Below are 26,928 nucleotides of genomic sequence, written 5' to 3'. Positions count from 1 at the left end.
ATCTGCCGGAGGGCTTCCGCTGCACCCCGCCGTCGCCGGCCCGGGCTGGTCAGCGCCTAAGCGACGCGGACGTCGATTTCACCGGGTTCGGCGCCGTCAGCGCCGAACACCAGGTGGCGGTTGGCGATTTTTTCGCTGAAGAACCGGTCGTGGCTGACCACCACGACGGCTCCGGGGAAGTGCACCAGCGCGCGTTCCATGACCTGGGTGCTGGACATGTCCAGGTGGTTGGTCGGCTCGTCCAGCAACAGCACCGAGGCGCCAGAGAGGAGACACTGCGCCATGGCGACGCGCGCCTTCTGGCCGCCGGAAAGGTTCCCGATCTTCTGCTTGAGGTCCGCCTCGGAAAACTGGAACATCGCCAGGAACCGGTTGACGGACTTCTTCGTGGCGCTGAACGCCAGGCTGTCAGGCAGCGCGTTGACCGCGTGGGACACCGTATCGGCGTCGTCGAGGTCCTCGAGCATCTGGTTGTAGGAGACAAAGCCGGGCCCCTTGGCCCAGGCCACCTCCCCGGAGTCGGCCTGCTCTTCGCCGGTCAGCACCTTCAGGAGCGTGGACTTGCCGCTGCCGTTGGCGCCCAGGACCACAATCCGGTTTCCCCGGCGGATCTCGAAGCTCAGATCGTCGAACAACAGCTTTTCCCCGTAGGACTTCCCCAGCCCCTCCACCCGGCAGAGGACGTCCTTGACGTGCAGGCCGCCGTAAATCTCCGTGACGATCTGGTCCACGGGCCGCGGCGTGCGGGACTTCTTGATCTTGGCCAGCTGGTTCCCCAGCCCGCGGCTGGCCGCCTTGGCCGCTTCGCGGCGGTCGGCGATGCCTTCGGCTTCAAAGGCCAGGAGCTCGGATTCGTGCACAAACTGCTGTTCAAGGGTCTTGAGCCGGAACTGTTTCTGCACCACGTATTCGCCGAAGTTGCCCGGGTATTCGTGCAGGTGGAAGTTCTCCACCTCGATGATCCGGGTGACGACCGCATCGAGGAACTTCCGGTCGTGCGAGACGATGATCGCGGCGCCCTTGAAGTCCCGGAACCAGCTTTCAAGCCATTCGACGCCGGCGACGTCCAGGAAGTTGGTGGGCTCGTCGAGCAGCAGCACGTCCGGGCCTTCGAGCAGGATCTTGGCCAGGGCCGCACGGTTGCGCCAGCCGCCGGACAGCTCGTCGATCGCGCAGCGGCGGTGGGCCTCGTCGAAGCCCAGGGTGGTGAGGACGGTGTCGATGCGCCGGGGGTAGTCCCAGCCGTCGAGCCGTTCCATGTCCTCGAAGAGCTCCGCCTGGCGGCTGATGAGACGGTCGAGTTCGGCGTCCGCGGGGCCGGCGGCGATGGAAGCGTCGATGGCGGCGAGTTCGGCCTCGACGGCCTTGATCTCCGCAAACAGGGCATCGAGCACTTCGAGAATAGTGGCGTCCCCGTTGAGTTCCGAGAACTGGGAGAAGTAGCCCACCTTGGTGCCCGGTTCCAGGGTGACCGTGCCGGTATCCGGTGCCACCTGGTCGAGGACCAGCTTGAGGATGGTCGTCTTGCCGGAGCCGTTCTTGCCGATCAGGCCCACACGGTCGCCAGCCTCGAGGCGGAAGAACGCCTCCCGGAGAATCTGGGTGTTGTCGAAGCGCACGCTGACGTCTTGCAGCCGGATCAGGCTCATGGGTGTTTCTCTTTCAGGGAAGGGTTCGGAACGGCAACCGCGCGCGTGGCGCGGTCTGCACTAACGGACTGCGAGCCGCCACAGCGAGGTGACTTCAGCCGAGCGGGCCTCGAACAAAGGATCGTTGCGGTCGGATGCCTTGGGGTGGGTCGGCCTGGTGTCGAACCGTTCCAGCACCGTCAGCCCGGCCGCCCCGATGGCGTCCAGGAGCTCGGCCCGGGACCGCAGCCCCAGGTGCTCAGCCAGGTCGGAGAGGACCAGCCACCCCTCGCCGCCGGGCTCCAGGTGATCGGAGAGTTCGTCCAGGAAACGGAACAGCATCCGGCTGCCGGGATCGTAGACGGCATTGTCCAGGGATGAATGCGGGGTGGCCGGAATCCACGGCGGGTTGCACACAATGAGCGGTGCACGTCCGGGCGGGAACATGTCGGCCAGGACAGCCTCCGCACGGTCCTGGACCCCCAGAGTGCGGAAATTTTCACCGGCGCAGGCAATCGCGCGCGGTTCGTTGTCTGTCGCCACGACGCGTTGGACGCCCCGGCGGGCGAGAACGGCAGCGAGCACGCCGGTGCCGGTTCCGACGTCGAACGCCAGCGTGTCGGATGGCAGCGGTGCGGCGGCCACCAGGTCAACGTACTCGCTGCGGGTCGGGAAGAACGTGCCGTAGTGCGGATGGATGCGGCCCTGCAGGGCCTCGACGTGGACGCCGTTCCGCCGCCACTCGTGGGCGCCGATGGCCCCGACGAGCTCATGGAGCGAGACAACCGACGGTTCGCTGATTTCACCGTACGCCTCTGCGGCGGCCGCCCGGATGTCCGGTGATCGCCGCAGGGGCACCACCGGGCCCGGATCAACCGGAATCAGCAGCAAGCCGAGGATGCGCGCCCGGTGCGAGCGGGACTGGCGGTGCCGGTAGAACTCGTCAGCCGGCGTTCCAGGGGCCTTCTTTGTGCCGGCGCCCACCCGCCGGTCCAGGGCGTTGAGGATCTGCCGTGCATTGTGGAAGTCACCTTGCCAGAGCATCGCGATGCCCTGTGACGCCATCCGGTTCGCCTCATCGGCTGTCAGGGAATCGGTGACCACTTCGATGCGCGCGGGCGCGGGTCTTCCGTTGGCCGAGCGCCATCGCGCCGTCTTGCTGTGGCCGGCCTCGGTCCACGCGACGACGGCCGTGTCAGCCACCGCGGCTGCCTGCGGGGGTTTGCTGGCCGGCGTCGGGGTTGCCTGGGGGCGGCCAGGCACGGCGGTAGTGATAAGAGTTCCAATCCCAGAGTCCGAGGGGCGGATCGGAGACTGACGTGTGCGGCGGGACTCCGTGACACCCTGGGATTCGGTCCAGGGTTTGGACGGTGGTCCGGTCACGAAACGCGCTTGAAATGGCGGATACTGCCATTCGACGTACCTTTTCAGGATACAGGCGGGGGCCGGCAGCCCTCCGCCACCGGGCCCGGGCCGCGGTTTTCGGGGCCCGGACACGTTGTCACTGCGGAATGCGGCTGCGCACAATCTCACTGACGGCCTTGCCGTCAAAGCGTCCGGCGACCTTGGCGGTGACCGGCTTCATCACCGCGCCCAGCTGGCGCATGGTCAGTTCGGTTCCGCCGGCGGTGAGGGAACCAATGACCTCGTCGACGATCGCCTCCACTTCGGCTGCGGTGAGTGCCTTCGGCAGGTACGCCTCGATGATTTCAGCTTCAGCGATTTCCGCTGCGGCCCGCCCGGACTCCCCCGCCTCGGTGTAGATGCGGGCGGTATCGCGGCGTTTCGCGGCTTCCTTCTGCAGCAGGGACGTTACTTGGGCGTCGTCCAGCACGATCGGGGTTTTGCCGGACTTCTCGCGGGTTTCGATTTCGCCCAGGACGTTGCGCACCGTAGTGAGCGCGACCTTGTTGCGGTCCTTCATGTGGCCGACGACGTCGGCGTGCAGGCGTTCTTTCAGGGTGGTCATGATTCTCCTCGTCTCACTGGACAGGATATCGGGCTGCGCGGCCGGGGTGATCCGCCGGAGCGCTTGATGACTACTTGAGCGTGAGGACCGGGTTGACCGGGGCCTTCAGCGAGTCGAGCTGCACGCCAGCGGACCGCTTCTGTCCGGGGAGGATGGTCGCGGCCCAGTCAGAGCCCGTGCAGGTGACCGAAGACTTCGGGACGATAGTGCATTTCACGCCCCAGGAATTGACCACTTTGGTGACATTGGGATCCGGCCAGGAGACCGACCAGGTGGACGCCTTGCGGAGACCCGTGGCTTCCATGCTGGCCACGTATCCGCCGGTCCACGCGCTGGTGGCCTTCCACGTCGCGCTGATTGCCGGGTCACCGGCCGGGGCCGGGGCCGTCGGCGACGGAGTAGGAGTCGGAGTGGCCGTGGGGGCAGGACTTGCCGTTGCCGTGGGTGCCAGGGTGGGTGCCGCCGTCGCTGTCGGCGTGGCTGTAGTGGTCGGCGACGGGTTCGGCGACGGAACCGGTACGTTGACGACCGGCACGCCGGTCAGGATGGGTGCCAGCGCAGCGAGCTTCTCGGCTTCAGGTGTCCGCCAGTCCGTCTTCACGAGTCCGCCGGTGACGCCGGAGTTGGGGTTGAACGCCCAGTACGCGTAGCTCATCTTGTTGGTGCCGAGGTAGGAGACGATCGACGTCATCCACTGCTTGTCCGATTCGGTTGCCAGGGCAGAGCCAAATTCGCCGAGCAGGATCGGCGCGATGCCCTGCTTCTGGATGTAGCCCCAGTTCTTGTCCCAGACGGACAGGAGGTTCGCCGGGTAGGCCGGGTCGCTGAACCACTTCTGGCCGTAGAGCGATGCCGGGTAGTCGTGCGGCGAATACACGACCCTGCCGGGGGTGCTGAGGACAACGGGCTTCGCACCGACGTCGGCGAGGCCGCCGCCCCACCAGGTGGAGGTCCCGTCGCCCTGGTTTTCGATGCCTTCGACGATAATCAGCAGGTTCGGGTTGGAGGCCAAGACGGCGTTGCCGCCGCGCGTGGCGGCTGCCTGCCAGTCGGTGGCTGCGGCGCCGCGCCCCCAGGTCGCCGCTCCCGCGGGCTCGTTGTGCAGGTCGGCGCCGATGACCGTCGGGTCGCCCTTGTACCGGTCAGCAAGCATCTTCCAGTCGGAGATCCACTTCGCCTCCGGGACAGCGGACGTGTACCAGAGCGGCGACTGGTCGGCGGAACTCGGGCGGTGGCGGTCCAGGATGATCTGCAGGCCGTTGGCCTTGGCACGGGCAATGACCGTGTCCATGACGTCCAGCGGGCGCTTGCCCTCGAGGTTGTAGGCCCGGTTCGCCCAGTAGTTCACGCTGCCCTTGATGGTCGTCGCGGCCAGGCACTCGTTGGAGAAAGGCAGGCGGACGGTGTTGAAGCCCATCGACTTGATGTTGGCCAGGGCCTCGTCGATCGTGAGTGTCCCCCACAGCCCGTGCGGGACGCAGTCCGGAGTCTCGAGTCCGAACCACGACGTGGCCTTGATCGTGTACTGGTTGTTGTTGGAATCCTTGATGGCCCCGCCGTCCGTGTGCAGCCAGCCGGTCGCGGCCGGCGAGGTGTCCGCCGCACGTTCAGCGGCGAACGTAGCCGGTCCAGCGCAGCCGGAAACGGCGAGCAACCCGGCCAGAGCCGCAGCGGCCACAGCGGCCAGCTTTGTACCGCGGCGTGCCCGGGCCTGGGCGGTGTCGGCGGGGTGGGTGGTCTTCACAAGTCCTCCGTATCGGGGGTGTTTCGCCCGCCTGCCAATGCGAAGGCGGGACGCTGGATCTCACCATGGCACAGGAATCGGAGGTCGGGCGGGAAGCCGCCGCACATTTCGTCGGATTTCGCCGGATGGCTAGGATCGGGCCAATACGGCGGAACACGCGCCACAACGGAGCCGCCCGCTCACTCAGAGGCCGCTGCGCCCCGCCCACAGCCCGTGCAGCAGCGGAACCACCGACGCGATCATCAGCACGCTGCCGAGCACCATGTCGTCCGCCCGGACCACAGACCCTGCGATGAGCAGGGCGCCGAATACCAGTGCCGATGCCGATCGCTGCGCCGTGCGGTCAAGCCGACCCACCTGCCGTTCGAGGCGCGGATTGGCGACCGACAGCGAACCGTCCTCGAGCCGGGTGAGAAGCCCATCCAGACGTTTCGGCAGACCCAGGGCCAGTCCGGCGGCATCGAGCGCCTGCTGGGCCACATCCTGCGCGATGTTGCCGCGCTCGTCGCGTAGCAACTGCCCCGCGTAGGGTTCGACCGAGTCCCACAGATTGAACCGGGCGTCCAGCGAGCTGCACACACCCGACGTCAGTGACATCGCCCGGATGAGGAGCAGGAAGTTCTCCGGCAACTGGAACGGCAGCGAGCGGACCACGTCACCGAACTCCACCGCAAAATCACGGAACTCCCGCGGGTCCACCTCGCGAAGCTCGGCGAAGCCCATCCCGCCAAACCGGGCGAAGAGGTGCGTCATCGCCCGTTCAAGCTCGACCGTGTCGGCCGAGGGCACCAACACCCCCACGTCGCTGATCGCGGTCATCAACCCCTTACCGTCACGCGAAGCGGCCGCGATGAGCAGCTTCCGCAGGCCGCTGCGCGTACTCGCCGGAACCTCGCCCATCATGCCGAAGTCGATGAACGTCAGCTTCCAGGGGCGCTCTGTGGATGAATCGGTAACCGGAGTGACGAAGATATTTCCCGGGTGCGGATCGGCGTGAAAAAAGCCGTTCGTGAACATCTGGTCGAACATGACCGACGCGAAAACCGGGGCAACCTGCGCCGGGTCGATGCCCGCCGCGAGAAGCGCCTCCGAGTCCGTGATCTTAATCGCCGTGACATCTTCGAGGGTGAGCACGCGGCGGGTGCTCCGCTCCCAGACGACATCGGGCACAGCCACCCGGTCGTCGTCGGCGAAGTCAGCAGCGAACCGCCCCGAATTCGCCGCCTCATGCAGGTAGTCGATCTCCTCAAGACTGGTCTGCGCAAACTCTTCTACCAGGGCGGGCATGTTGGCACGGTCGGACACCAGGCGCACGTGGCTGAGCCAGCCGCCCACTTTGCGCAGGGCCGCCAGGTCGACGTCGACAATGGCGTTGATGCCCGGCCGCTGTACCTTCAGCACCACTTTGTCCAACCCGGTGTCGGCGGCATCGTCCGGTCGAAGCCTCGCCCGGTGTGCCTGCCCGAGGGATGCTGCTGCGATGGGCGCCTCCTCGACCGAGGCGAACAACTCATCAAGCGGCGCACCCAGCTCAGCCTCGGCAAGGGTTCGGATCGCGGAGAACGAAACCGGGGGCACCTCGTCCTGCAGTCCCTCAAGTTCCTTGGTGATCTCGGGCGGAAGCACGTCGAGCCTGGAGGACAGGAACTGACCGACTTTGATCATCAGGCCGCCGAGTTCCACCGCGAGATCATGGAAGCGCTGCGCGAAGCGCTGCATCCTCTTCGCCCTGGTGCGCTCGGCAACCCTGGCCAGCCCGACGCGGGGGAGGAACAGCTCAAACCACCAGGTCACCGCGAGATGCCACGCGGCGAAGCGCAGGATGCGACGGTAACGGGCACGGGTGTCCCCGGCGCCGGGTACCGGATCTGCCCGGTCCCGACGGACCGACGTCACCGGCGTCAGTCCCGGGCGAGGATCGCGTAGAGCCGGCGGCGTGCGTCGTCGAGCACCGTCACGGCTTCCTGCACCTGCTCCCGCGTGCCGGTGCGCCCCACCTGGGACGCGGCCTGCGCGAGCTCGACACCGGCCTTGGGCAGCGCCCCGAACCCGGTGCCTGACGCCGGTCCCGGTGACTCCCAGGGCGCTGAGGTGTCGGCGCCCGCCACATCCTCCCGGCCTGCTTCCGTCAGCGAGTAGATCTTGCGGCCGTTGGATTCCTCGGCACTGATGAACCCTTCATCGGCCAGCAGCTGCAGCGTGGGGTAGACAGAGCCGGCGCTGGGCTTCCAGCTGCCACCGCTGCGCTCCTCGATTTCACGGATGATCTGGTAGCCGTGCATGGGCCGCTCCGCGAGCAGTGCCAGCACCGCCGACCGCACCTCGCCCCGGCCGGCGCGGGTGCCGGAGCGCTTCTCAAACTTTGAGCGCAGCTCCTCAACGGCCTGCCACATGCCGTCGACGTTGCTGCCGCGAAATCCGCCTGCCGGGTATGAATTACGCATCATGCACTCCTCTGTGAATCGCGAACGATAGTCAACGATACATCGCGAGATTCACAAGAACCAGCAGGCACCCTCGGGCCGATGAACCGGCCAACCGGTTGTCTATTCCACGCACTCAAGGGTTCAAAAACCCTTGCAAACTGTGGAGCTAAGGAGATTCGAACTCCTGACCTCTTCGATGCGAACGAAGCGCTCTACCAACTGAGCTATAGCCCCGAAGCAACGCCGGTCCCGAAGGAACGGCGTTGCCGGTGTCCCTAGGCTACAAACTATTGGCGTTCTTTGCCAGCCAGCCGCTGAATGTCTCACCGGCGTGGCGTTCCTCCGGCACCAGGTTGAGCCCCGCTCGCAGGTATTTGCCCATCGCCCCGGGCAGCGGTATGGTCACCAGGCGTCCACGGGAGCCGGTGGCCGCCTTCCATTGCCGGGCGAGGTCCCCCATGCCCTGAACTTCGGGGCCGCCGATGGTCTTCACGCTGTGCCGGAGGCCCGACGCCGGCGCCAGCGCCTCCTCGAGCAGCGCACCCGCGACGTCGGCGGGGGCGATCGGCTGGAACCGGGCGCCCTTGACCACCGGGATGATCCGCAGTTTCGGACCCGCAGCGAAGGTCGTCGCGAGGAGCGAATGGAACTGCGTCGCCCTGAGCGCGACGGTATCCAGTCCGGACCGCTCGTAGACCAGTTCTTTGGCTGCTTTCGAGGCGTAGTAACGGAAGCTGCTGCGGTCGCAATTGACGATGGAAAGCACGACTGCCTCGGCCACACCGGCCTCCTGGGCGGCGGCAAGCAGCCGGGCGCCGCCGTCGGCGAAGTTCTTCAGGGCCGTCCCGGAGCGCCCCTCCAGGCAGTCGATCACGACGTCGGCGCCGGCCAGCGCCGCCGCCAGCCCCTCGCCGGTGGTGACATCGGCAGGGAAGTACTCCGCGCCGTCGGTCCGGGCCGCTGCCCCGGGGGGAGGCGGAGTCCTGCAGAGCACTGCGACCCCGTGGCCGCCCTCGAGAGCCTGTCGGACCACTTCACGGCCCACCTGGCCGGTTCCCCCGGCAACGCAAATTCGTGTCATGCCCTGAGGCTACCGGTCCGCTTCCGGTTCGTGGCCGCCTTAGTCCCACTGGTTATTGATCCGCCGGGCACAGCAAAGCCCCGGGCGGCCAGTGCTGGCTGCCCGGGGCTTGAACGAAGTAGCTCAGGCCCGGCGTCGCTGCAGGACATCGTCCAGGTTGCTCAGGGCACTCTGCGCCTTGCCGAGGGGCTTCGGCTCGGCATCCGCGCCGGGGCTGACGGCCGGCGCCTGCGGGAGGCCCTGCTTGAGCGACGGCTTTCCCACGGCCTTCGGGGCTTCCGGAAGATCGAGCGGCTCAGGGGCGGCCCGCTCGGCCTTTGGCGCCTCCACATAGGTGGGCTTGGGGACCTCCACCGGTTCCCAACTGGATCCTTCAGCGGCCTGGGGATCAGCGGTACGGCGGACGGACGTGTCGCCCGAGGCCGCGGCTTCCGCCAGGGCCGCCCGGCGGAGTTCCTGGGCGGTCAAGGGCTTGGGCGCCGGTTTGCGATCTGAGGCGTCGGCCTGGGCGTCAAAGAGCGGACTCTCGGCCCATTCGCGGGGCTCCCCCGCCGGCTGCTGCAGCGGGGTCCGCGCCGGGGCAGACCGGGCCGGGCGTGCCGGGGCGGTCATGGCCGCGCGGAACGCGGCGTTCATTTTGCGGCGGCGGTCCCGGACGGCGAGCCAGCGGAGCATAAAGACCGCGGCGACGGCGCCGGACAGTGCAACGATCGGCAGCCAGGGTGAACCGAGGCCGAAGATCCGCAGGGCCGCGGACACAACGCCGGTGAGCAGCGAGAGCAGACCGGCCAGCGCCAGGGCCAAGCGTCCGTAGCGGATTCTGAAAGCCGGACCGGAGGGGCCGGTCTTGGGGCCGCCGTCGAGCCCGGGAGTTCCCGGAAAGGAGTCGGTGCGCTGGATACTGGTCATGGGTTTCTCCTGCTGGGACGCCATCTGCATGACGTTCCCGGCTTGCGGGGCTGCTGTTTCTAGATCGATGGTGTCCGCCACGAGCTCGCCCGCAGGCTGCAGCTGGTGGCGTCCGTTCCGGAGCATGTAGGGGGCAACCCACACAATCCAGAGCGCAACAGCAATGACAAGGATCACAGAGCTGCTAAGAGGGAAGTCCACACCAAAACCGTATGAGCAATGCGCGGTACGGAGCCGCATTGTCCCCGGTGTGTCGCGGGGGAACTCGCAATTGACTGGATTTAGGACGTTACGGCTGGTCAGGTGGGGGCTGGCCGATCAAGCAGGCCCGTTGTGTTGCCAGCGTTCCAGGAGCCCCCCGGGCACTTCCTCGGAGGTCAGCGCGAAGCTCCGGTGGTCCGCCCATTCGCCGTTAATGTGCAGAAACCGCGGCCGGTAGCCCTCGTCGCGGAAGCCCAGCTTCTCGACTACCCGCAAGCTGGGTGCGTTTTCGGGACGGATGTTGATTTCCATCCGGTGCATCCCGAGAACCTCGAAGCAATAGTCCGTCACCAACGCCACAGCGGTAGGGGCGATGCCCTGGCCGGCCCGGTCCTTGTCCACCCAGTAACCCAGCGTCGCCATCATGGCAGAGCCCCACACTATCGAGGACACCGTGAGTTGTCCGACGATCACCGGCTCCCGGAAGCCCGGGGTCCATGCGGTGATGAGAAACGGCAGGGCGGTTCCCTGGGCGGCCTGGGCCTTGAGGGACCGCACCATCTGGCGGTAGTCGGGAAGGCCGCCCCCGGGAACGGGGTTTGACGCTTCCCAGGGGGCCAGCCACTCGCTGTTGCGGGAGCGGACCTCGGTCCACTCCTTGCGGTCCCGGTAACGGATCGGGCGCAACACAAGGTCGCCGCTTTCAAGCGTCACCGGCCACTGGAAGCTGCCGCCCACCGGAGCTACTTGATCAGGCTGGGAGCCAGGCTCGCGGCGAAGCCCGGCAGCCATTCCCGCAGGCCGGGACCGAGGTCGTCACTGTCGCAGGCGAGCTGGACACAGGCCTTAAGGTAGCTGAGCTTATCGCCGGTATCGTAGCGGCGGCCGCGGAAGACCACGCCGTAGACGCCGTAGCCTTCGCCGTCACCGGAGGCGAGTTCCTGCAGCGCGTCGGTGAGCTGGATTTCGCCGCCGCGTCCCGGCTCGGTGTGTTCCAGCACTTCGAAGACCGCCGGGTGGAGGACGTAGCGGCCGATGATCGCGAGATTCGACGGGGCATCTTTGACGTCAGGCTTCTCGACCAGGTGGTTGATCCGGACATACTCTTCGCCCGCTATCGCGTCGATGTCGGCGCAACCGTAGGCGCTGATTTCGGAAGGCTCAACCTCGATCAGGGCAACCACCGATCCACCGGTCTTCGCCTGGACCTCGATCATGGTGCTGAGAAGTTCGTCGCGGGCGTCGATCAGGTCATCGCCCAGCAGGACGGCAAACGGCTCATAGCCCACGTGCTGCTTGGCACGGAGGACGGCGTGGCCGAGGCCCATCGGATCGCCCTGGCGCACGTAATGGATGTCGCCCAGGTTGCTGGCGGCCTGGATGGACGCAAGCTTGGCGGTGTCGCCCTTGGCCTCAAGCGTGGCTTCCAGGGTGGGGACGCGATCGAAGTGGTCCTCCAGGGCGCGCTTGTTGCGGCCGGTGATCATCAGGATGTCGGTCAGCCCGACATTGACGGCTTCTTCCACCACGTACTGAATGGCCGGCTTGTCGACGACGGGCAGCATTTCCTTGGGCATGGCCTTGGTGGCCGGCAGGAACCTGGTGCCGAGGCCGGCTGCGGGGATGACGGCCTTGCGGACGGGAGCGTTGGGTGTAGTCACTCGACTAATCTAACGGAGGGACCAAACATTGCGTAATCATTCGAGCCGGCGGGAGCCGCTGCCTCCCGGGGCCGGATCGCGCGGAGGAACGAGGCATCATGGCATCGAAGGAAGACATCCGGGCAAGCCACCGGACCCTGCGCGCGGCCCTGACGCCGGCCGGGCTGGAGGCCGCCGGGGCGGGCATCGCCCGGCACGGTCTAGCCTGGGCAACACGTCTGACCGGTGGCAGTTCCGGCACCTTCGCCGCCTACCTTGGCGTGGGTTCCGAACCGCCGACCCTTCCCCTGCTGACAGCGCTCCATGCGGCAGGGCATCAGCTTCTGCTTCCCGTCTGCGAGCCCGGACTGACGCTGAGCTGGGTGTACTGGACACCGGCTTCCAGGTCCGTGCGGAGCCGTTACGCGCCGATCCAGGAGCCCGCCGGGGAACGCCACGACACCACCGTTATGCGGCACGCCGGCGGCATCTTCCTGCCGGCCACCGCCGTCGACTTCGCCGGCAACCGGATCGGCCAGGGCGGCGGCTACTACGACACGTTCCTGGCGGCGTTGAGCGCCTTCCTCCCGTCCCCGACGCCGGCGTCCGACGACGCATTGATGCCGCCGCTGCCGACAGCCGCCGTCGTGTATGACGGCGAGGTGCTGCCCGCGGGCAGCATCCCGGCAGAGTCCTTCGACCGGAAAGTGGCGGCCGCCCTGACCCCGGCGGGCCTGGTGCAGCTGCAGGGTTAGGCTTCCGGGAGCGCACGGCGGGGGTGATAGAATTAGCACTCAGGCCCTGCGACTGCTAAGGGACGGACTTTGCCGATAGACTTGTCGGCCTGGATCCCGACCCCGGCGGCACGGGACCTGCTCGTTTGTCCCAGAGGAGGATTTCCAGTGCCCACGTATGCATACGCCTGCAAGGACTGCAGCCACGCCTTCGAGATCGTGCAGTCGTTCACCGACAGCTCCCTCACGTCCTGCCCGGAGTGCCAGGGAACCCTGCGCAAAAAGTTCAACAGCGTCGGCGTCGTCTTCAAGGGTTCCGGCTTCTACCGGACCGACTCCCGCGATGCCAAGGGCAGCACTGTTTCCCCCGCTCCGGCTCCGGCGCCAACGCCGGCGCCTGCCGCCGCTTCCGCAAGCTAGCAGCGGTCCGCAGGGTCTGCGGCTCCACAGCTGTTCGCTGCCTGTCCGGCAGTGTTGTCAGGCCGCTTTTTCCACATAGCCCACACTGAACCGGCCCGGCTGGCATTCCGATGCGTAGGGTCAGGTTATGGCCACGCATCCACGCCCTGTCCCGCCCGCAGGGATCCTTCCCGCCGAGTCCTTTGGACTCTTGCGGCGTGACGCGTGGCGCCCCTCGTGGGTTCTCCGGGGCAGCCGCTCCCCAGGGGGCCGGAGACCCGCCCGGCAACCTCCCCGCCGGCGGCTGGCCCGTTGGCTGAGCCGCAACCGGCGGCTGGCCGTGGCACTGCTGCTGTGCATCGCCGCAGGTCTCACCGTGCAACAACTGACTCCGGCCCCGGTCTACAGTGTCTCCGCCGTTGCGGCTGCCAGGGACCTCCCGGCCGGGGAGACACTCAGCGCGGACGACCTGGTAGTCCTGGGCGTTCCCAGTGCGCTGGTTCCGGTAAGCAGCTACGGCAGCGCCGAATCCCTGCTCGGCAAGCAGCTTGCTGTCGCCCTCCGCAAGGGCCAACTGCTCTCCGATTCCCAACTCCTGGGGCCCGGCCTGCTGGCGGGGAGCCCTCCGGGATCCGCCGCAGTGCCGCTCCGGATGGCGGATCCGGCCTCGATCCAGCTGCTCTCCCCCGGACAGCTCGTCAATGTGGTCATGACAACGGGCAACAGCTTTGACCAGCCCGCGGCTTCCCAGGTCCTGGCCGCCGCCGTTCCAGTGCTGTGGACCTCCGGCCACGGCAGCGGGGCCGGCCCATGGCTGGCTACCGGGGAAACCGAGGGCCTCCTGGTGGTGGCAGCCGATGCCGATCAGGCGCGTCGTCTCGCCGGTGCATCAACGCAGGGAAAGCTGTTCTTTGTCCTTGTCGCGGCCGTTCCCGGCTAGCCGCTCCGCCCGGCCCGAGCTTCGCCCGAAGCCGGCTCCGGAACTGTGTCGGCCGGGTGCGGTGCCAGGCCCGGAGGACCTAGCCCCAGTGCGGAGGCTTCTGTTCCTGGAGCCAGGAGTCGTGGTCGTAGCCGCCCGGTTCGTCGCCCCAGCGCCGCGGGTCGTCTTCCGCAGCCTTGTTCGGCAGCACGCCGGCCGGGACGTTGGCCGGCGGTGACTGCTGAGGTGCGTCCTCCCGGCTGCCGTTCCGCGCTACGTTGCCGTTGTCCTGGGTCTTGCCGTCCGCATTCATGCCGCCGGCCTCCTTACTGCCCTGATCTGTTCTCAACTGTTGCGCATTGTCCGGCCATTCGGAAGGGGCACGCCCCTGGGAGGCCTGCGCTTCGTTGACGGCAAGGTTCTCGACGTCGTCGTCGAAGAATCCCGGCGACGCCTGTTTCCGGTGCGACACGGCCGGCTTTTCCAGGCCCAGGTATCCGCCGATACGGTCGGCGCAGGCCGAAGGATCAGTGAAGACCTCTATGGTCCATAGTGGCATGTACCGCCAGCCAAGGCGCTCCAGGAGCTGAGGGCGGAGCCTGCTGCGTTCGCGGACGGTCAGCCGGCGGTACTGTTCGGTGCCGTCGGATTCAATTGCCACGGGCCGGGGAATCTCGGCGTCGTCCTGACCGAGCGTGCTCAAGGGGTCGGCCGCGGCCACCATGTTCAGGGCGCCGTCGTACTGGTGCCAGACCCGGGCACCCCTGGCGCGCAGCCGGTCGCCGAGGTCCGCCACGAGCGGGTCCGCTCCCAGGGCCTGTTCGCTGGCAGCGGCCCGCGACGCCGGGCTGCCAAGATCGGAGTTGCCCGCGATTTCACGGTCCAGCAGCTCGTAGAAGTCGACCGCGCCGTGACTGAGCCGGGTCACGTCGAGGTCCTCGGGACGGAAGCAGCTGAGCACGTGCAGCGAGCGGCGTGCCCGTGTCATGGCGAGCGCGAACCTGGCGCGGCCACCTTCGGCCGACAGCGGGCCGAGGCTGTGGAGCGCACGCCCGTGCGGGGTGCGTCCGTAGCCCGGGGAGAAGATCACGTGATCGCGGACCAGGCCCTGGGCGCGTTCCAGGTCCACCACGCGGAAGGATTCGTCCCCGGCGGTGAAGAAACTGGCCAGCAGCGGGTAGTTGGGCAGCTGCAGCCGGATGGACTCGCCGATCCGGGCTGCGTGCCGGAGGCTGCCGGTGACGACGGCCAGCGACGTGCGCGGCCGCAGCCGGGCGTGTTCGAAGACAAGCTCCACCGCCCGGTTAACCTCGGCGACGACGGACTCGACACCGTCGTGGTCCGCGCTGGGCAGACCCGTGCCGTCCGGAAGGTATTCCACTGTCAGGGCGCGGTCCAGCCCGGTGGCGGACTGGCCCTCCGGCAGCCGGCGCAGTCCGCCGTCGTAGAAGCCCTTGCTCAGTTGCCGGACGAGGTCTTCGTCAACGGCGCGGTAGATGGTGCGCAGGTTCCAGGCCGGCAACACGGCGGCCAATGCCTTGTAGGCACTCTCGACTCCCTGATGGGAGCTCTCGCCGGCGGCAAGCCGCTCCACACCCACGGTGAAGGTCCGCGGGCTGGCGATCCGGTCGTCGCCAAAGGCAATGACCTGTTTGGCGCGGGCGATGGCCGGCAGGACAGCCTGCAGCGACGTCGCCTCGGCATCGAGGATAACAACGGCGTCGAACCTCTGCTCCACCGGCAAAACCGCCGTCAGGAGATAGGGGCTGACCGACCATACCGGCACCAGCATGGGCAGCAGTTCCGGGGCCTGGCCCGTCAGCGCCGACAGGGTTACCCGGCCGTCCTTGAGCAGGCTGCGCAGCAGTTCCGCCTGGCGCGGGTGCTCCGCGATGGCCACCCGCCAGCGTTCGGCCAGTTGCCAGCGCAGCCGGGCCGCGCCACTGGCGATGTGGGCGTTGTCCGCGAGACGGTATTCCGCTTCGAGCTGGCGCAGGGCGTCGCCGTCGGACATGGCAAGGTAATCGTCCCCGCTGATCATGGCTTCCAGCGCCGACTGCCACCAGGCGAGCTCGAGCTCCGCAGCCACCGATCCGGCGGGAACCTCGCGCTCGGCAAGGTCGGCGAGCAGTTCGCCAAGGCCGTGCTCGCGCATATTCTCGACGAGGAGGGTCCGCTCGGGCAGGGTCTCGAGTGTTCCGGTGTCGGCAACCAGCCGGTCCAGTCGCTCCATGAGCTCCTCGTAGGGCGTGCCGTGCAACTCGCCGCCCGCCGCGGTGTGCCTGACGGCCTGGCCCAGCTCGGCCAGCTCCGCGTCCAGCTCGCGGTACAGGGCGATGATCTCCCCCAGGCCGGACGGGACCGCCGGATGCCGCTGCGTCGTGGCGTAGTCGGCCCATGCGGCCCGCTGCTCCTGGACGAGGACGAGGGAGCTGTGCAGGTCGGCGATGTGGACGCCCGGGCGGACATATTCCTTAGCCACCCGGCGGAGGCGTGACCGCTGCATGGACGGCATCTCGATGTTCCGCTCGCGCCGCCAGGAGGAGGCTGCGGTGGCGGAGATGAGGTCGTGGACCGGACGGTCGAAGATGTCCGGGGTGAATTTGTCGAGGCTTTCGCGGACCGCGACCAGCAGATCAACCTGGTCGCCCCACTCGGCAAACGAACGGCCCAGGCGGATCTCTGCGTGTTCGGCGACGCCGTTCATCAGGTCGCGCAGTTCCGGCAGCTTCCGGGCCACGGATCGGGCCACCTGCTGGGCTTCCTGGGTTTCCTTGCGGGTCAGGAGGCGGGCGCCGTGCCAGGGGCTTGTTGTCGAGGCCCGGCTGAAGCTTCCCAGTTCGGCCGCCCGGTGGAGGCGGCCGGCAAGCTCCTCGCGGTCCCGGATATTATCCAGCACGCTGCGCTTGAGCCGGACGGTGGTGGCGGGTGCCGGCTGGATGGAGGTCAGCTCGGCCAGCGACTGCATGGCCTCGTACGGCGAGCAGCCCCAGCGCTGGCGGACGTTGTGCAGTGAGGCGACATGGTCCCGAAGGGCGTGGCGGTGCTCGATCAGGGTGGTGTGGAGGTTGCTGAGCTGGGGCTCGAGGGATTTCTCGTTGCGCACGATGGCCCGGACCAGCTGACCCTTGAGCTGCAGCGGAGTGGCGTTCCCGGCGAGCTGGAACAGGGTGGAGTCCAGCCCCAGGGTGTCCAGCTGGGCGGAGATTTCGCCCAGGCTGGCACGCCGGTCCCCCACCACCAGGACAGTCTTGCCCTGATCGACCAGGGCACCGATGGTGTTGATGGCCGTCTGGGTCTGGCCGGTGCCCGGCGGGCTGCTGACCACCAGCGAGTCCCCGGCACGGACGGCGTCGACGACGTACTGCTGGTCGGTGTCGGCGTCGAGCAGCAGCAGCTCATCGGCGGGATCCCGCTCGTCGGTGCTCGGGAACCGACCGGCCTTGAGCTCGGGAACCTCCACCGCCCCGCCGGCGGCCGCGCGGCCCAGCGCCACGACGAGGGGGTGGTTGTCGTTGATCCACGGGTCGTCGAGGCTTCCGGACAGGTCGGCGAAGGTGGATACCAGCAGGTTGTGTTCGACCTCGGCGCCGTGGATGGGCTGGATGAGCGTGCCGAGGCGATCAAGGACGGGCTGCGGATCAAACCGGGCGGTGCTGTATGCCATTCGGGTTACGGCGTTGACGTCGAACACGATCCCGTGGATGGTCTTCAGGTGCCGGATCAGGGCAGGGTTGATCTTGGCCTGTTCCGTCAGCTGCAGTTCGTAGTCGTCCTCCCCCGGGCGGACCGTGAGGGAGATGGCGGTCAGCATGACCGGGGCCGAGACGCGCTGGGGTATGCCTCCGACGGCGGACGTCCAGACGACCGTGCCCGCAGAGAAGTATCCCGCGTCGATGCCGCGGTCGTTTGCGAGTTCGAAGATCTTGGACCGCAGATTGCGGGAAGCCCGCGCGGCGACGACGTACTGCTGGTGGTCACGGATCAGGGTGGAGAGGCGGGTGCGCCGCCCGGCCATCAGCTGCGCCAGTCCGGAGGGATGGGCATGGGTCAGGTCGATGGAGCCCTCGGGCGTCTTGGTGAAGCGCAGCATGGTGTCTGCTCCGGTGACGGGCTTGAGCCCCGACAGCCATTTCCTGAGCTCCTCCGAGCCCTCGGGGTGGCCTTGACCAACTGACACTTCTGCCTTCTTTTCTGTGCTCGCGTTTACTCTGCTCACGGTTTCCGTGCTCGCGCGGGACGTCCTGGACCATACCGGCATGCTTTCGAGGGTAGCCCGAATCCTGCGCCGGTGAGACGACGCAACACTGGAGGGACACAAATTCGACGCGAATTCGCCGGAGAGCCTTGCCCCGCCAGACGCGGCCGCACCGTCCCCGCCGGGCAGACCCGGACAGACGTGAAATGGCCGGCCTCCTTCCGGAGACCGGCCATTCCGTTAGCCCGCTACCGGGCTATTCCCACTCGATGGTTCCCGGCGGTTTGCTGGTCACGTCGAGCACGACGCGGTTCACGCCGTCCACCTCATTGGTGATGCGGTTGGAGATCCTGGCCAGCAGATCGTAGGGCAGCCGCGACCAGTCCGCCGTCATGGCGTCCTCGGAGGACACGGGGCGCAACACGATCGGGTGGCCGTAGGTGCGGCCATCGCCCTGGACGCCGACGCTGCGGACGTCGGCCAGCAGTACGACCGGCATCTGCCAGACCTCGTTGTCGAGGCCGGCGGCGGTCAGTTCGGCGCGCGCGATGGCGTCTGCCTTGCGGAGCAGGTCCAGCCGCTCCCTGGTGACCTCGCCGACGATCCGGATGCCGAGGCCCGGTCCCGGGAACGGCTGGCGTCCGACGATTTCCTGCGGCAGGCCAAGCTGGGCACCGACGGCGCGGACCTCATCCTTGAACAGGGCGCGCAGCGGTTCCACGAGTTCGAACTGCAGGTCTTCCGGCAGGCCGCCCACGTTGTGGTGGCTCTTGATGTTCGCGGCACCTTCGCCGCCGCCGGATTCGACGACGTCGGGGTACAGGGTGCCCTGCACGAGGAACTTGATCTTCTCGCCGTGCGCGGCCGCCTCGGCGATGATTGCCTGCTCGGCTTCCTCGAAGGCGCGGATGAACTCGCGGCCGATGATCTTGCGTTTGGTCTCCGGGTCGCTGACGCCGGCGAGGGCCGACTGGAAGCGCTCCTGCTCGTTGGCGACGTAAAGCTTGACGCCGGTCGCGGCCACGAAGTCGCGTTCGACCTGTTCGGCTTCGCCTTCGCGCAGCAGTCCGTGGTCAACGAACACGCAGGTCAGCTGGTCGCCGACGGCGCGCTGGACCAGGGCGGCGGCCACGGCGGAGTCAACGCCGCCGGACAGGCCACAGATGACCCGGGCGTCGCCAACCTGTTCGCGGATCCGGTCGACCTGCTCTTCGAGGATGTTGCCTGCGGTCCAGTTCGGTTCCAGCTTGGCGCCCTTGAACAGGAAGTTCTCCAGGACCTGCTGGCCGTACGCCGAGTGCTTCACCTCGGGGTGCCACTGCACACCGTAGAGGCACTTTTCCTCGTTGGCGAAGGCTGCGACCTCGGCGCCTGCCGTCGTCGCCAGGACCTCGAAGCCTTCGGGGGCCTCGTGGACGGAGTCGCCGTGGCTCATCCAGGTGCTCTGGTGCTGCGGCATGCCGGCCAGGATGGAGCGGCCTTCGCCGATGGTGGTGGTTTCGGTGGCTCCGTATTCGCGGAGTCCGGTCTGGGCCACCTTGCCGCCGAGGGCGTTGGCCATGGCCTGGAAGCCGTAGCAGATGCCGAAGACCGGGATACCGGCTTCGAACAGGTCGGCGCCGACGCTGGGGGCGCCGTCGGCGTAGACGCTCGCGGGGCCGCCCGAGAGGATGATGGCGGCGGGGTTCTTGGCCAGGAGCTGCTCGGTGCTGTAGGTATGCGGAACCACTTCCGAATACACGTTCGCTTCCCGGACGCGGCGGGCGATCAGCTGCGCGTACTGGGCACCGTAGTCAACAACCAGCACGGGCTTGTGGGACGTCTGGGATGCAGTGGGAGTAGTCACCGTACCAGCCTACTTTGCGGCGCCGTCCGCCCGCACATTGAGAAGCCGGTCCGGGCCCGGGAAGGGCGGCCGGGTAAGGGAACTCACACCGGGCCCGGTGCCCCGCACTCAGTAGCGCTGCGTGGCCTGCGGGTTCGCGGCCAGTTCGGCCTCCACCTCGGCGTGGAACTTCTTCTCCACGAAGAAGGAGAGGAACGGCACAACCCCGCCGAGGGCCAGGATGATCATTTTCGCGAACGGCCAGCGCATCAGCGACCACAGGCGGAAGTTGGACATAAGGTACACGACGTACATCCAGCCGTGCACGATCAGGACCGCGACGGACAGATTCACGCCGCCGATGACGCCAGGCGGCTCGGCGTCGGCGAATCCGAAGCCGAACGGCTGGCCGGTGACGGCATTGGTGCCGCCCGCGAAGAGGTACTGGCCGAAGACATACCGGGCAATCAGTTCCGCGCAGAGCAGGAGCAGCATGCCGCCGGTCATGTACGCGAGGACCTTGTAGAACTTCAACGCCGAGCGGATCTGCGCCTCGGTTCCGCCGAATCGGCGCTTCTTGCCGCGCCCGCTTCCCGGGACGCTGGACTGCTGCGGCTGGACGGCCGGCTGGGGCTCGATCATGATTGCACTTTCGGTTCGGCGGGGTGGGGTTCGGCGGCTTGAGGTTCGGTGGGGTCCGGGTCCGGCGGATGCAGCGCGGCGGCTTCCTGTTCCTCGTCGAGGGCATCCTCGAGCCCCCGGCGGTAGTCGTCCTTGACCAGGCGCCACCAGATGAACAGCGCGAAGCCGGCGAACACGACCCACTCGGCAGCGTAGAAGAGGTTGAGCCAGTTGACTTTCCCGGCAGGAGGCTGCGGCCCGATGTTCAGCGGCACGACGGCCCCACCGGCCGCGGAGGCACTGACATCGCTGCCGCCGGAGGTCTCGGAGCTCGCGGCGACAAAGCCGGGGTAGCTGCTGACTTCCCAGATGTTGATGAGTTCCGCGACGGAAACGGCGCTGGCCCGCCCGGGGCCGGCGTCGGTCCCCGGCAGCGGGGCTTCGGACGGCAGCAGCCGTCCGGTCAATTCAATGGTGCCCGACGGCGGCGCCGAAGCGTCCGCGGGGTCGGCAACCCAGCCCCGGGCAACCGGGATCCAGGTCTGCGGCGTCGCGCCGGCTCCGGTCAGGACGGGGGCGTCCTTCACGGCCAGGGCGGAAACGATCCAGTAGCCCGGGGCGCCGTCGTGCAGGCGCCCCGGGACCAGGACCTGCCTCTGCGGGTCATAACTGCCGGTGGCGGTGACCACCTGGTCAGCAACCGAACCGGGGAAGAAGTCGCCGGGCTGCAGCACCGTGGTGAGGGCTTTGGGCTCCTCGGTGGTGGCGGAGACCGTCACCTCAGGCTGGGTTGAGCGGCCGAACTGCCACTGGCTGAGCAGCACAAACACCCCTGATACGACGATCGCGAACACCAGTCCTGCGATCCAGCGGGGTTTGAGGGCAGTTTTCAACACCCCTTAACCGTACTTCGTCGGCGTGTAGAACAACGAAACGGGTCTGCCGGGCTGAGTGGTTTCAGTGGTCGAAAAAGACCAGGCTGGAGTTGATGAGTTCCGCGATCACTTCGGGGTCGTAGGCACGCCGGAGCGATTCGCGGAAGGATTCCTTCGACAATGACCGGGCCAGGGTGGCCAGGACTTCAAGATGCTCGGAGAAGGAGCTGGCCGGGGTCGCGATCAGCAGCACCACCGTGGCCGGCCCATCGGCGGCCCCGAAGTCGAGCGCCTTGCCGTATTTCGTGATGCCGACGGCGATGGTGGTCCGGGAGACGAACTCACTGCGGGCATGGGGCAGGCCGATGCCGCCCGGCAGGCCCGTGGCCAGCTGGTGTTCCCGGGCGTTGACGTGCTCCAGGAAGCCGGAAAGATCGGAAATGCGTCCGGCGGCGTGCATGCGTTCCGCCAACTGGGCGGTTGCGTCGAGCTTGTCGGTGGCGTCCATTTCGAGGATCACCATCTCGGGAGTGGTGAGCTCGGCGTCATACCGGTCCAGTGGTTCCGCCAAGAGGTATCCCTTCGAAGTGGCGTCAGTGCGCCTGCAGTCCCGGGAGGGGCTGCAGGCGGACGCTGCCGGTCAGCGCAGCGGAACGATGTCCTCGACGCCCATGCGTGCTGCGTCAGCGGATTCGTCGTCCGGCTGCTCCTGGCTGAGCCGTTCGGCGTCGACCCGGGCCAGGTAGTGCTTGATCTCGCCCTCGCGCTGCGCATCGCTCCAGCCCAGGACATCTCCGATCAGTTTAGCGACTACCGGCGCGGCGGACACACCGCGGTCCCACGCCTCGATCGAAATCCGGGTCCGGCGGGTCAGCACGTCCTGCACGTGGCGGGCGCCCTCATGGGTGGCGGCGTAGACGGCCTCGGCGGCAAGGTAGTCGTCCGCGCCGGGCAGGGGCTCGCCCAGTTCCGGGTTCTCGGTGATGAGAGCCAGCACTTCGGGGGCCATGGAGCCGTAGCGGTTGAGCAGGTGCTCGATCCGCGCCACGTGGACGCCGGTCTCCTCGGCCATCCGGTTCCGTTTGTTCCAGGCGGCCTTGAAGCCGCTGGCGCCCAGCAGGGGAATGGATTCGGTGCAGCTGGGCGGCACGCGCTCGTCCATGCTGCGGGTTGCTTCGTCGACGGCGTCCTTGGCCATGACCCGGTAGGTGGTCCATTTGCCGCCGGCCACCACAACGAGCCCGGGCACCGGATGCGCCACGACGTGTTCGCGGGAAAGTTTGGCCGTGGAGTCGTTTTCGCCGGCCAGCAGCGGCCGGAGTCCGGCGTAGACGCCCTCGACGTCTTCACGGGTCAGCGGCCGTTTCAGGACCTTGTTTACGTGTTCAAGGATGTAGTCAATGTCCTTGCTCGATGCCGCCGGGTGCGCCTTGTCCAGATGCCAGTCGGTATCCGTGGTGCCGATAATCCAGTGCCGGCCCCAGGGGATGACAAATAGGACGGACTTTTCGGTCCGCAGGATCAGTCCCACGGTCGACTGGAAGCGGTCCCGCGGCACCACGAGGTGGATGCCCTTGGAGGCGCGCACCTTGAGTTGGCCGCGGTCGGTCACCATGGCCTGGGTCTCGTCGGTCCAGACGCCCGTGGCATTGATGACCTGCTTGGCTTTGATGTTGAACGTGGAGCCGTCCTCGTGGTTGACCACCTTGGCGCCGACCACGCGTTCGCCTTCCCGGAGGAAGGCGACCACGGACATCTGGTTCACCGCGTGGGCGCCATAGTAGGCAGCGGTGCGGACCAGGTTGGCGCAATACTTGGCGTCGTCGACCTGTCCGTCGTAGTACCGGATGGAACCGACGAACGCATCGTCCTTGAGGCTCGGCGCGGCCCGGAGGGTCCCCCGGCGGCTCAGGTGTTTGTGGAACGGGACGCCGCGGCGCTGGCCGGTGGAGATGGACATGGCGTCGTACAAGGCGATGCCGGCGCCCACGTACGGCCGTTCCAGGAAGGGCTTGGTCAGCGGGTACAGGAAAGGGACGGGCCGGGCGAGGTGCGGGGCGAGCGCGGACAGGATCAGCCCGCGTTCGTGCAACGCCTCTTTGACCAGGGCGAAGTCGAGCATCTCCAGGTAGCGGAGGCCGCCGTGGATCAGCTTTGAGGAGCGGGAAGACGTGCCTGCGGCCCAGTCGTTGGCCTCGACGATGCCGACGCTCAGGCCGCGCGTGACGGCGTCCAGGGCGGCGCCGGTGCCGACGATGCCTCCGCCGACGATCAGGATGTCGAGTTCTTTCCCAGGGTCCGTGGTGCCCCTCAGCACCGCGAGTGAAGCTTCGCGTTCCGCGGGCCCCAGGGCACCGCCGGTCTTGGGAGAACCGCCCGGCAAACTGTTCATGTCACGCCTCCATCCGGATCAAAGCTCGTAGTGCACCACACTACTTCCAACTTCCCCGGATGGGCAGGGGGCGCTCAGTCGCCGGAGTAGGGCGACACGACGACGTCGACGCGCTGGAATTCCTTCAGGTCCGAGTAGCCGGTGGTCGCCATCGAGCGGCGCAGCGCACCGATCAGGTTGGCCGTTCCGTTGGTGTGGTGGCCCGGTCCGAAGAGGACCTCCTCGAGCGGTCCGACGGTGCCGACATTGACCCTGTCGCCGCGGGGAAGCTCGAGATGGTGCGCTTCCTGGCCCCAATGCCAGCCCTTGCCCGGGGCTTCTTCGGCGCGGGCGAGTGCGCTGCCGAGCATCACGGCGTCGGCGCCCACGGCGATGGCCTTGACGATGTCGCCGGAGGATCCCATGCCGCCGTCGGCGATTACATGGACGTAGCGTCCGCCGGACTCATCCATGTAGTCACGGCGGGCAGCGGCGACGTCGGAGATGGCGGAGGCCATGGGCGAGTGGATGCCGAGGGCGCGGCGGGTGGTGCTCGTGGCGCCGCCGCCGAAGCCGACCAGCACGCCGGCGGCACCGGTGCGCATCAGGTGCAGGGCCGGGGTGTAGCCGGCTGCGCCGCCGACGATCACGGGGACGTCGAGTTCATAGATGAACTGCTTGAGGTTCAGGGGCTCGTGGTCCTTCGAGACATGCTCGGCCGAGACCGTGGTGCCGCGGATCACGAAGATGTCGACGCCGGCGGCCACAACGGTCTTGTAGTGTTCCTGGGTCCGCTGCGGGGTGAGGGAGCCGGCAACGGTGACGCCCGCGGCGCGGATTTCCGCGAGCCGTGAGGTGATCAGCTCCGGCTGGATCGGGGCCTGGTAGAGCTCCTGCATCCGCCGGGTGACGGCGGGGCTGTTGGTCTCGTCCTGGAGCGCGCCGATCTGGTCCAGGACGGCCTGCGGGTCCTCATAGCGGGTCCAAAGGCCTTCGAGGTCGAGAACGCCGAGTCCGCCGAGGCGGCCCAGGGCGATGACGGTCTCCGGCGACATGGCCGAATCCATCGGCGCCGCGATGACGGGCATGTCGAATTTATACGCGTCGATCTGCCAGGAAACAGATACGTCCTTGGGGTCACGCGTCCGTCGGTTGGGGACGATCGCAATGTCATCCAGGGAGTAGGCACGACGCCCACGCTTGCCACGGCCAATCTCAATCTCGTAAGTCACTGCTCTAGGTTATCCCAGCCGCGGCACCGGCCACGGACCCGGCAGGGCCGTAGAGCCGGAATGTGCCCGGGACTGCAGCGGGGAGAGCGTCCATGGGCAGCGATGCCCATGGCAGCCGCCCACAGAATCCCATAACCTGAGGAAACCGGGCCTCGCCGAGCGCCCTTGCCCTGCTCCCAGGAGAACCACCCATGGCCCCTGGCCTCTATGGCGCCGCATGGAAGGGCGCCGACGCGGGGCGCTTCCGGGCCCTGGAACAAAGCCTTCGCAACGGGCCGGGGCTGGAGTCCGACATGAGCGTTCCAACTCCCTTCCCCGCACCCTCGCTGCAGCCTGGAGCAGCGCCATCGGATCCGGGCCCCTCCTGCTCCTGACCGGTGGCTTCGTCTCGGCCATGTCGGGCAACCCCGCCTGGGTCTTGATTCTCGGCTCGCTGGGCGTTGCGTTGACGGTGCTGGGCCTGGTCTCCTGGAAGCGGGTACGTGGCACACTGCCGAACACCAGGAGGCTCCTCATCGCCCGTGGCCCGGGGTCGGCGCGCGGCGGCGTCATGATGGTGTCCGTGCTGGCCATCATTCCGGGCGGTATTCTGGCCACGGCTTTCCCCGGGATCGCTTCCCGGGGAACTGCGACGCTGGTCGCGGTGTGCGGCGCGTATGTACTCCTTGTGGCTCTGCTGGCGGCCTTTATCCTCATCCCGTCCGTAGTCCTGGGACGGGCCCGGCAGTCCTTCCGGCGAAGGATCCAGACGGACCCGGGGCTCCGCACAGCGGTGGTAAGCGATCTGGCCATGTGGCGCGACCCCCACGGCAACGCGGGTTACGGCCCCCTGTAGAGGACGGCAGGCAAGGCCCGGATGCTGACGCGCAGCACCTGCGCCACGGCCAGTACGCTGGCGGCATGGGTAAACGCTGGGTCTTCGACGGTCATATTGCAGGCATCGGAACGGAATCCGGTTTGCGCGCTGTGGTGGGCCTCTGGCAGCAGTCCCCCTTCGGATCCTTCGCTGACGCCATGGTGGAACTGCCCTCCGGCCACAGGATCCTGCTCGCCCCGACCACCGAAATCGGCGAATTCATTGCTGAGGTCTATAACTTTGACGAGACCCGGGTGCTGGACGTCACGGCGTCTTACGGTGCCCGCGAGCTCAGGGTGGACGCCGGCCCGCTCCGGATCCGGGCCGCCGTCGGCGCCAGGACCCGCCTGGGCAGCATGGTACGGCTGGTCCCCCGGCCGTTGGCGGTGCATCCGCAGTGGCTGCGGGCCATCAGCCCGCTCGCGGCCCGGCTCAGCCCCGGAGCCCGCACCGCGGGCGCCGCGAAGGGCGGGCGGCAGGAGTACTACGGTGTGACTGACCTGCACAACATCAGCTGGGCAAGCGTGGGCTGGAACGGCGGGGACGCCGGCGGACTGTCCGCGATCCGGCCCGCCGTCACCTTTGGCTTCAGCAGCGTTCCCCCACAGCCCAGCCTGGCGCGGGTCCGGACCACCGTGGTTCAAGCGGCAGCCGATGGGGACGAGTCCCCATCGCGAAACTGACGGGGATGATCTAGGTTGGATCGAGTCCTTCGGGATCCTGCACGGAGAATCAACTTGGGGAAAAGGTGGAGCCACATTTCCATGGAACCGGCACCGGTGCCCGTACGGGCATGACCGGCCCGGCCACCGGGGCGGTTCCGGACGCTACGGCGTTCGGCTTCGCCCAGCGCCGGTCCTGGGTCTTCTCCGCCTGGTGGTACCCCGCGGTGCTGGCCATCTCCGGGGCCGTTTATGCCGGGCTCGCCCTGGCGCTGGGCCAGAGCCCGGAAACCGGGATTGTCCTGGCAATCCCGGGAACAGTTCTCGCGGCCCTGGGCTGGGCCCTCACGGCCTGGCCGCGGTTCGGCCGCAAACCACCCAGGCCAGCATCGGACATCCCCCGGGTGGAACAGGGAATCCGGATCACTCCGGTCATGATCCGGAGCGTCCTGATCGTCAGCGCGCTGGGCGTTGCCGCGCTGGTGCTCTTCACACCCCAGGGCGGCTCGCCGGAAACACTTCCGGTGCTGGGCATGCTGGTGGTCTGGCCGTTGGGCCTGGCCGCTGGGCTGGCCCACACCCGGCGGCTCATGATGAACAGCGCCAGTCTGTATGCCCGGTGGCGGGAACGAAGCTAA

General features: G+C 67.7%; 23 protein-coding genes and 1 tRNA gene. 6 read left to right on the top strand and 18 right to left on the bottom strand.

Annotated elements, in window-relative coordinates:
• Positions 1-56 precede the first annotated feature (56 nt).
• The 11 genes from ACZY0Y_RS01210 to galU all read right to left on the bottom strand — a co-directional run bounded on the left by ACZY0Y_RS01210 (position 57) and on the right by galU (position 11,619).
• Entirely contained in the window at positions 57-1,649 is a 1,593-nt protein-coding gene (locus ACZY0Y_RS01210) for an ABC-F family ATP-binding cassette domain-containing protein (protein ID WP_463956503.1), read from the bottom strand.
• A 60-nt stretch (positions 1,650-1,709) separates the two neighbouring features.
• Positions 1,710-2,831, bottom strand: a complete 1,122-nt coding sequence (locus ACZY0Y_RS01205; RefSeq protein WP_463956514.1) for a methyltransferase — start codon at positions 2,829-2,831, stop codon at positions 1,710-1,712.
• Positions 2,832-3,129: 298 nt separating this feature from the next.
• Positions 3,130-3,597, bottom strand: a complete 468-nt coding sequence (locus tag ACZY0Y_RS01200) for a GatB/YqeY domain-containing protein (protein WP_463879937.1) — start codon at positions 3,595-3,597, stop codon at positions 3,130-3,132.
• 70 nt (positions 3,598-3,667) lie between these two features.
• Complete coding sequence (locus tag ACZY0Y_RS01195) at positions 3,668-5,341, bottom strand: cellulase family glycosylhydrolase (RefSeq protein WP_463879935.1); 1,674 nt, start codon at positions 5,339-5,341, stop codon at positions 3,668-3,670.
• Positions 5,342-5,524: 183 nt separating this feature from the next.
• On the bottom strand, positions 5,525-7,237 hold the full coding sequence (locus ACZY0Y_RS01190) for an ABC1 kinase family protein (RefSeq protein WP_463956502.1): 1,713 nt from the start codon (positions 7,235-7,237) through the stop codon (positions 5,525-5,527).
• A gap of 5 nt (positions 7,238-7,242) precedes the next feature.
• Positions 7,243-7,785: a PadR family transcriptional regulator gene (locus ACZY0Y_RS01185; protein WP_463879931.1), complete on the bottom strand. Its 543-nt coding sequence runs from the start codon at positions 7,783-7,785 to the stop codon at positions 7,243-7,245.
• Between the two features lie 143 nt (positions 7,786-7,928).
• Positions 7,929-8,001, bottom strand: a tRNA-Ala gene (locus tag ACZY0Y_RS01180).
• Positions 8,002-8,047: 46 nt separating this feature from the next.
• Complete coding sequence (locus tag ACZY0Y_RS01175) at positions 8,048-8,848, bottom strand: SDR family oxidoreductase (protein ID WP_463956501.1); 801 nt, start codon at positions 8,846-8,848, stop codon at positions 8,048-8,050.
• Between the two features lie 123 nt (positions 8,849-8,971).
• A complete protein-coding gene (locus ACZY0Y_RS01170; RefSeq protein ID WP_463956500.1) occupies positions 8,972-9,958 on the bottom strand; it encodes a hypothetical protein in 987 nt (328 codons plus the stop codon).
• 117 nt (positions 9,959-10,075) lie between these two features.
• The gene (locus ACZY0Y_RS01165; RefSeq protein ID WP_463879926.1) at positions 10,076-10,696 is read right to left on the bottom strand and encodes a GNAT family N-acetyltransferase; all 621 of its coding nucleotides are present in this window, start codon (positions 10,694-10,696) and stop codon (positions 10,076-10,078) included.
• A gap of 5 nt (positions 10,697-10,701) precedes the next feature.
• Complete coding sequence (gene galU, locus ACZY0Y_RS01160) at positions 10,702-11,619, bottom strand: UTP--glucose-1-phosphate uridylyltransferase GalU (protein ID WP_463956499.1); 918 nt, start codon at positions 11,617-11,619, stop codon at positions 10,702-10,704.
• A gap of 98 nt (positions 11,620-11,717) precedes the next feature.
• Here galU and ACZY0Y_RS01155 point away from each other — a divergent pair, with 98 nt between their 5' ends.
• The 3 genes from ACZY0Y_RS01155 to ACZY0Y_RS01145 all read left to right on the top strand — a co-directional run bounded on the left by ACZY0Y_RS01155 (position 11,718) and on the right by ACZY0Y_RS01145 (position 13,671).
• Positions 11,718-12,353, top strand: coding sequence for a 5-formyltetrahydrofolate cyclo-ligase (locus tag ACZY0Y_RS01155; RefSeq protein ID WP_463956498.1), 636 nt, complete (start codon positions 11,718-11,720; stop codon positions 12,351-12,353).
• A 147-nt stretch (positions 12,354-12,500) separates the two neighbouring features.
• Positions 12,501-12,752 carry an FmdB family zinc ribbon protein gene (locus ACZY0Y_RS01150; protein ID WP_463879923.1) on the top strand — a complete coding sequence of 84 codons (252 nt, stop codon included), beginning with the start codon at positions 12,501-12,503 and terminating at the stop codon, positions 12,750-12,752.
• Between the two features lie 319 nt (positions 12,753-13,071).
• Positions 13,072-13,671, top strand: a complete 600-nt coding sequence (locus ACZY0Y_RS01145; RefSeq protein ID WP_463879921.1) for an RcpC/CpaB family pilus assembly protein — start codon at positions 13,072-13,074, stop codon at positions 13,669-13,671.
• A gap of 79 nt (positions 13,672-13,750) precedes the next feature.
• Here ACZY0Y_RS01145 and ACZY0Y_RS01140 read toward each other — a convergent pair whose 3' ends face one another.
• The 7 genes from ACZY0Y_RS01140 to ACZY0Y_RS01110 all read right to left on the bottom strand — a co-directional run bounded on the left by ACZY0Y_RS01140 (position 13,751) and on the right by ACZY0Y_RS01110 (position 24,772).
• A complete protein-coding gene (locus ACZY0Y_RS01140; RefSeq protein ID WP_463956497.1) occupies positions 13,751-17,830 on the bottom strand; it encodes an AAA family ATPase in 4,080 nt (1,359 codons plus the stop codon).
• 274 nt (positions 17,831-18,104) lie between these two features.
• Complete coding sequence (gene guaA / locus ACZY0Y_RS01135; protein ID WP_463956496.1) at positions 18,105-19,694, bottom strand: glutamine-hydrolyzing GMP synthase; 1,590 nt, start codon at positions 19,692-19,694, stop codon at positions 18,105-18,107.
• A 108-nt stretch (positions 19,695-19,802) separates the two neighbouring features.
• A complete protein-coding gene (locus ACZY0Y_RS01130) occupies positions 19,803-20,315 on the bottom strand; it encodes a DUF3817 domain-containing protein (protein WP_463879916.1) in 513 nt (170 codons plus the stop codon).
• Entirely contained in the window at positions 20,312-21,190 is an 879-nt protein-coding gene (locus tag ACZY0Y_RS01125; RefSeq protein WP_463956495.1) for an SURF1 family protein, read from the bottom strand. Before ACZY0Y_RS01125 ends, ACZY0Y_RS01130 begins: the two co-directional genes overlap by 4 nt.
• 61 nt (positions 21,191-21,251) lie before the next feature.
• On the bottom strand, positions 21,252-21,740 hold the full coding sequence (locus tag ACZY0Y_RS01120; RefSeq protein WP_463879912.1) for a PTS sugar transporter subunit IIA: 489 nt from the start codon (positions 21,738-21,740) through the stop codon (positions 21,252-21,254).
• A gap of 69 nt (positions 21,741-21,809) precedes the next feature.
• Complete coding sequence (locus ACZY0Y_RS01115) at positions 21,810-23,561, bottom strand: glycerol-3-phosphate dehydrogenase/oxidase (protein ID WP_463956494.1); 1,752 nt, start codon at positions 23,559-23,561, stop codon at positions 21,810-21,812.
• 74 nt (positions 23,562-23,635) lie between these two features.
• Entirely contained in the window at positions 23,636-24,772 is a 1,137-nt protein-coding gene (locus ACZY0Y_RS01110) for a GuaB3 family IMP dehydrogenase-related protein (RefSeq protein WP_463879909.1), read from the bottom strand.
• A 394-nt stretch (positions 24,773-25,166) separates the two neighbouring features.
• Here ACZY0Y_RS01110 and ACZY0Y_RS01105 point away from each other — a divergent pair, with 394 nt between their 5' ends.
• The 3 genes from ACZY0Y_RS01105 to ACZY0Y_RS01095 all read left to right on the top strand — a co-directional run bounded on the left by ACZY0Y_RS01105 (position 25,167) and on the right by ACZY0Y_RS01095 (position 26,928).
• The gene (locus ACZY0Y_RS01105; RefSeq protein ID WP_463879907.1) at positions 25,167-25,607 is read left to right on the top strand and encodes a hypothetical protein; all 441 of its coding nucleotides are present in this window, start codon (positions 25,167-25,169) and stop codon (positions 25,605-25,607) included.
• Between the two features lie 65 nt (positions 25,608-25,672).
• Positions 25,673-26,311, top strand: coding sequence for a hypothetical protein (locus ACZY0Y_RS01100; protein ID WP_463879905.1), 639 nt, complete (start codon positions 25,673-25,675; stop codon positions 26,309-26,311).
• Between the two features lie 65 nt (positions 26,312-26,376).
• Entirely contained in the window at positions 26,377-26,928 is a 552-nt protein-coding gene (locus ACZY0Y_RS01095; RefSeq protein ID WP_463956493.1) for a hypothetical protein, read from the top strand.

The organism is Pseudarthrobacter kochi, from assembly GCF_055412805.1.
This window is presented reverse-complemented; position numbering and strand designations above follow the sequence as displayed.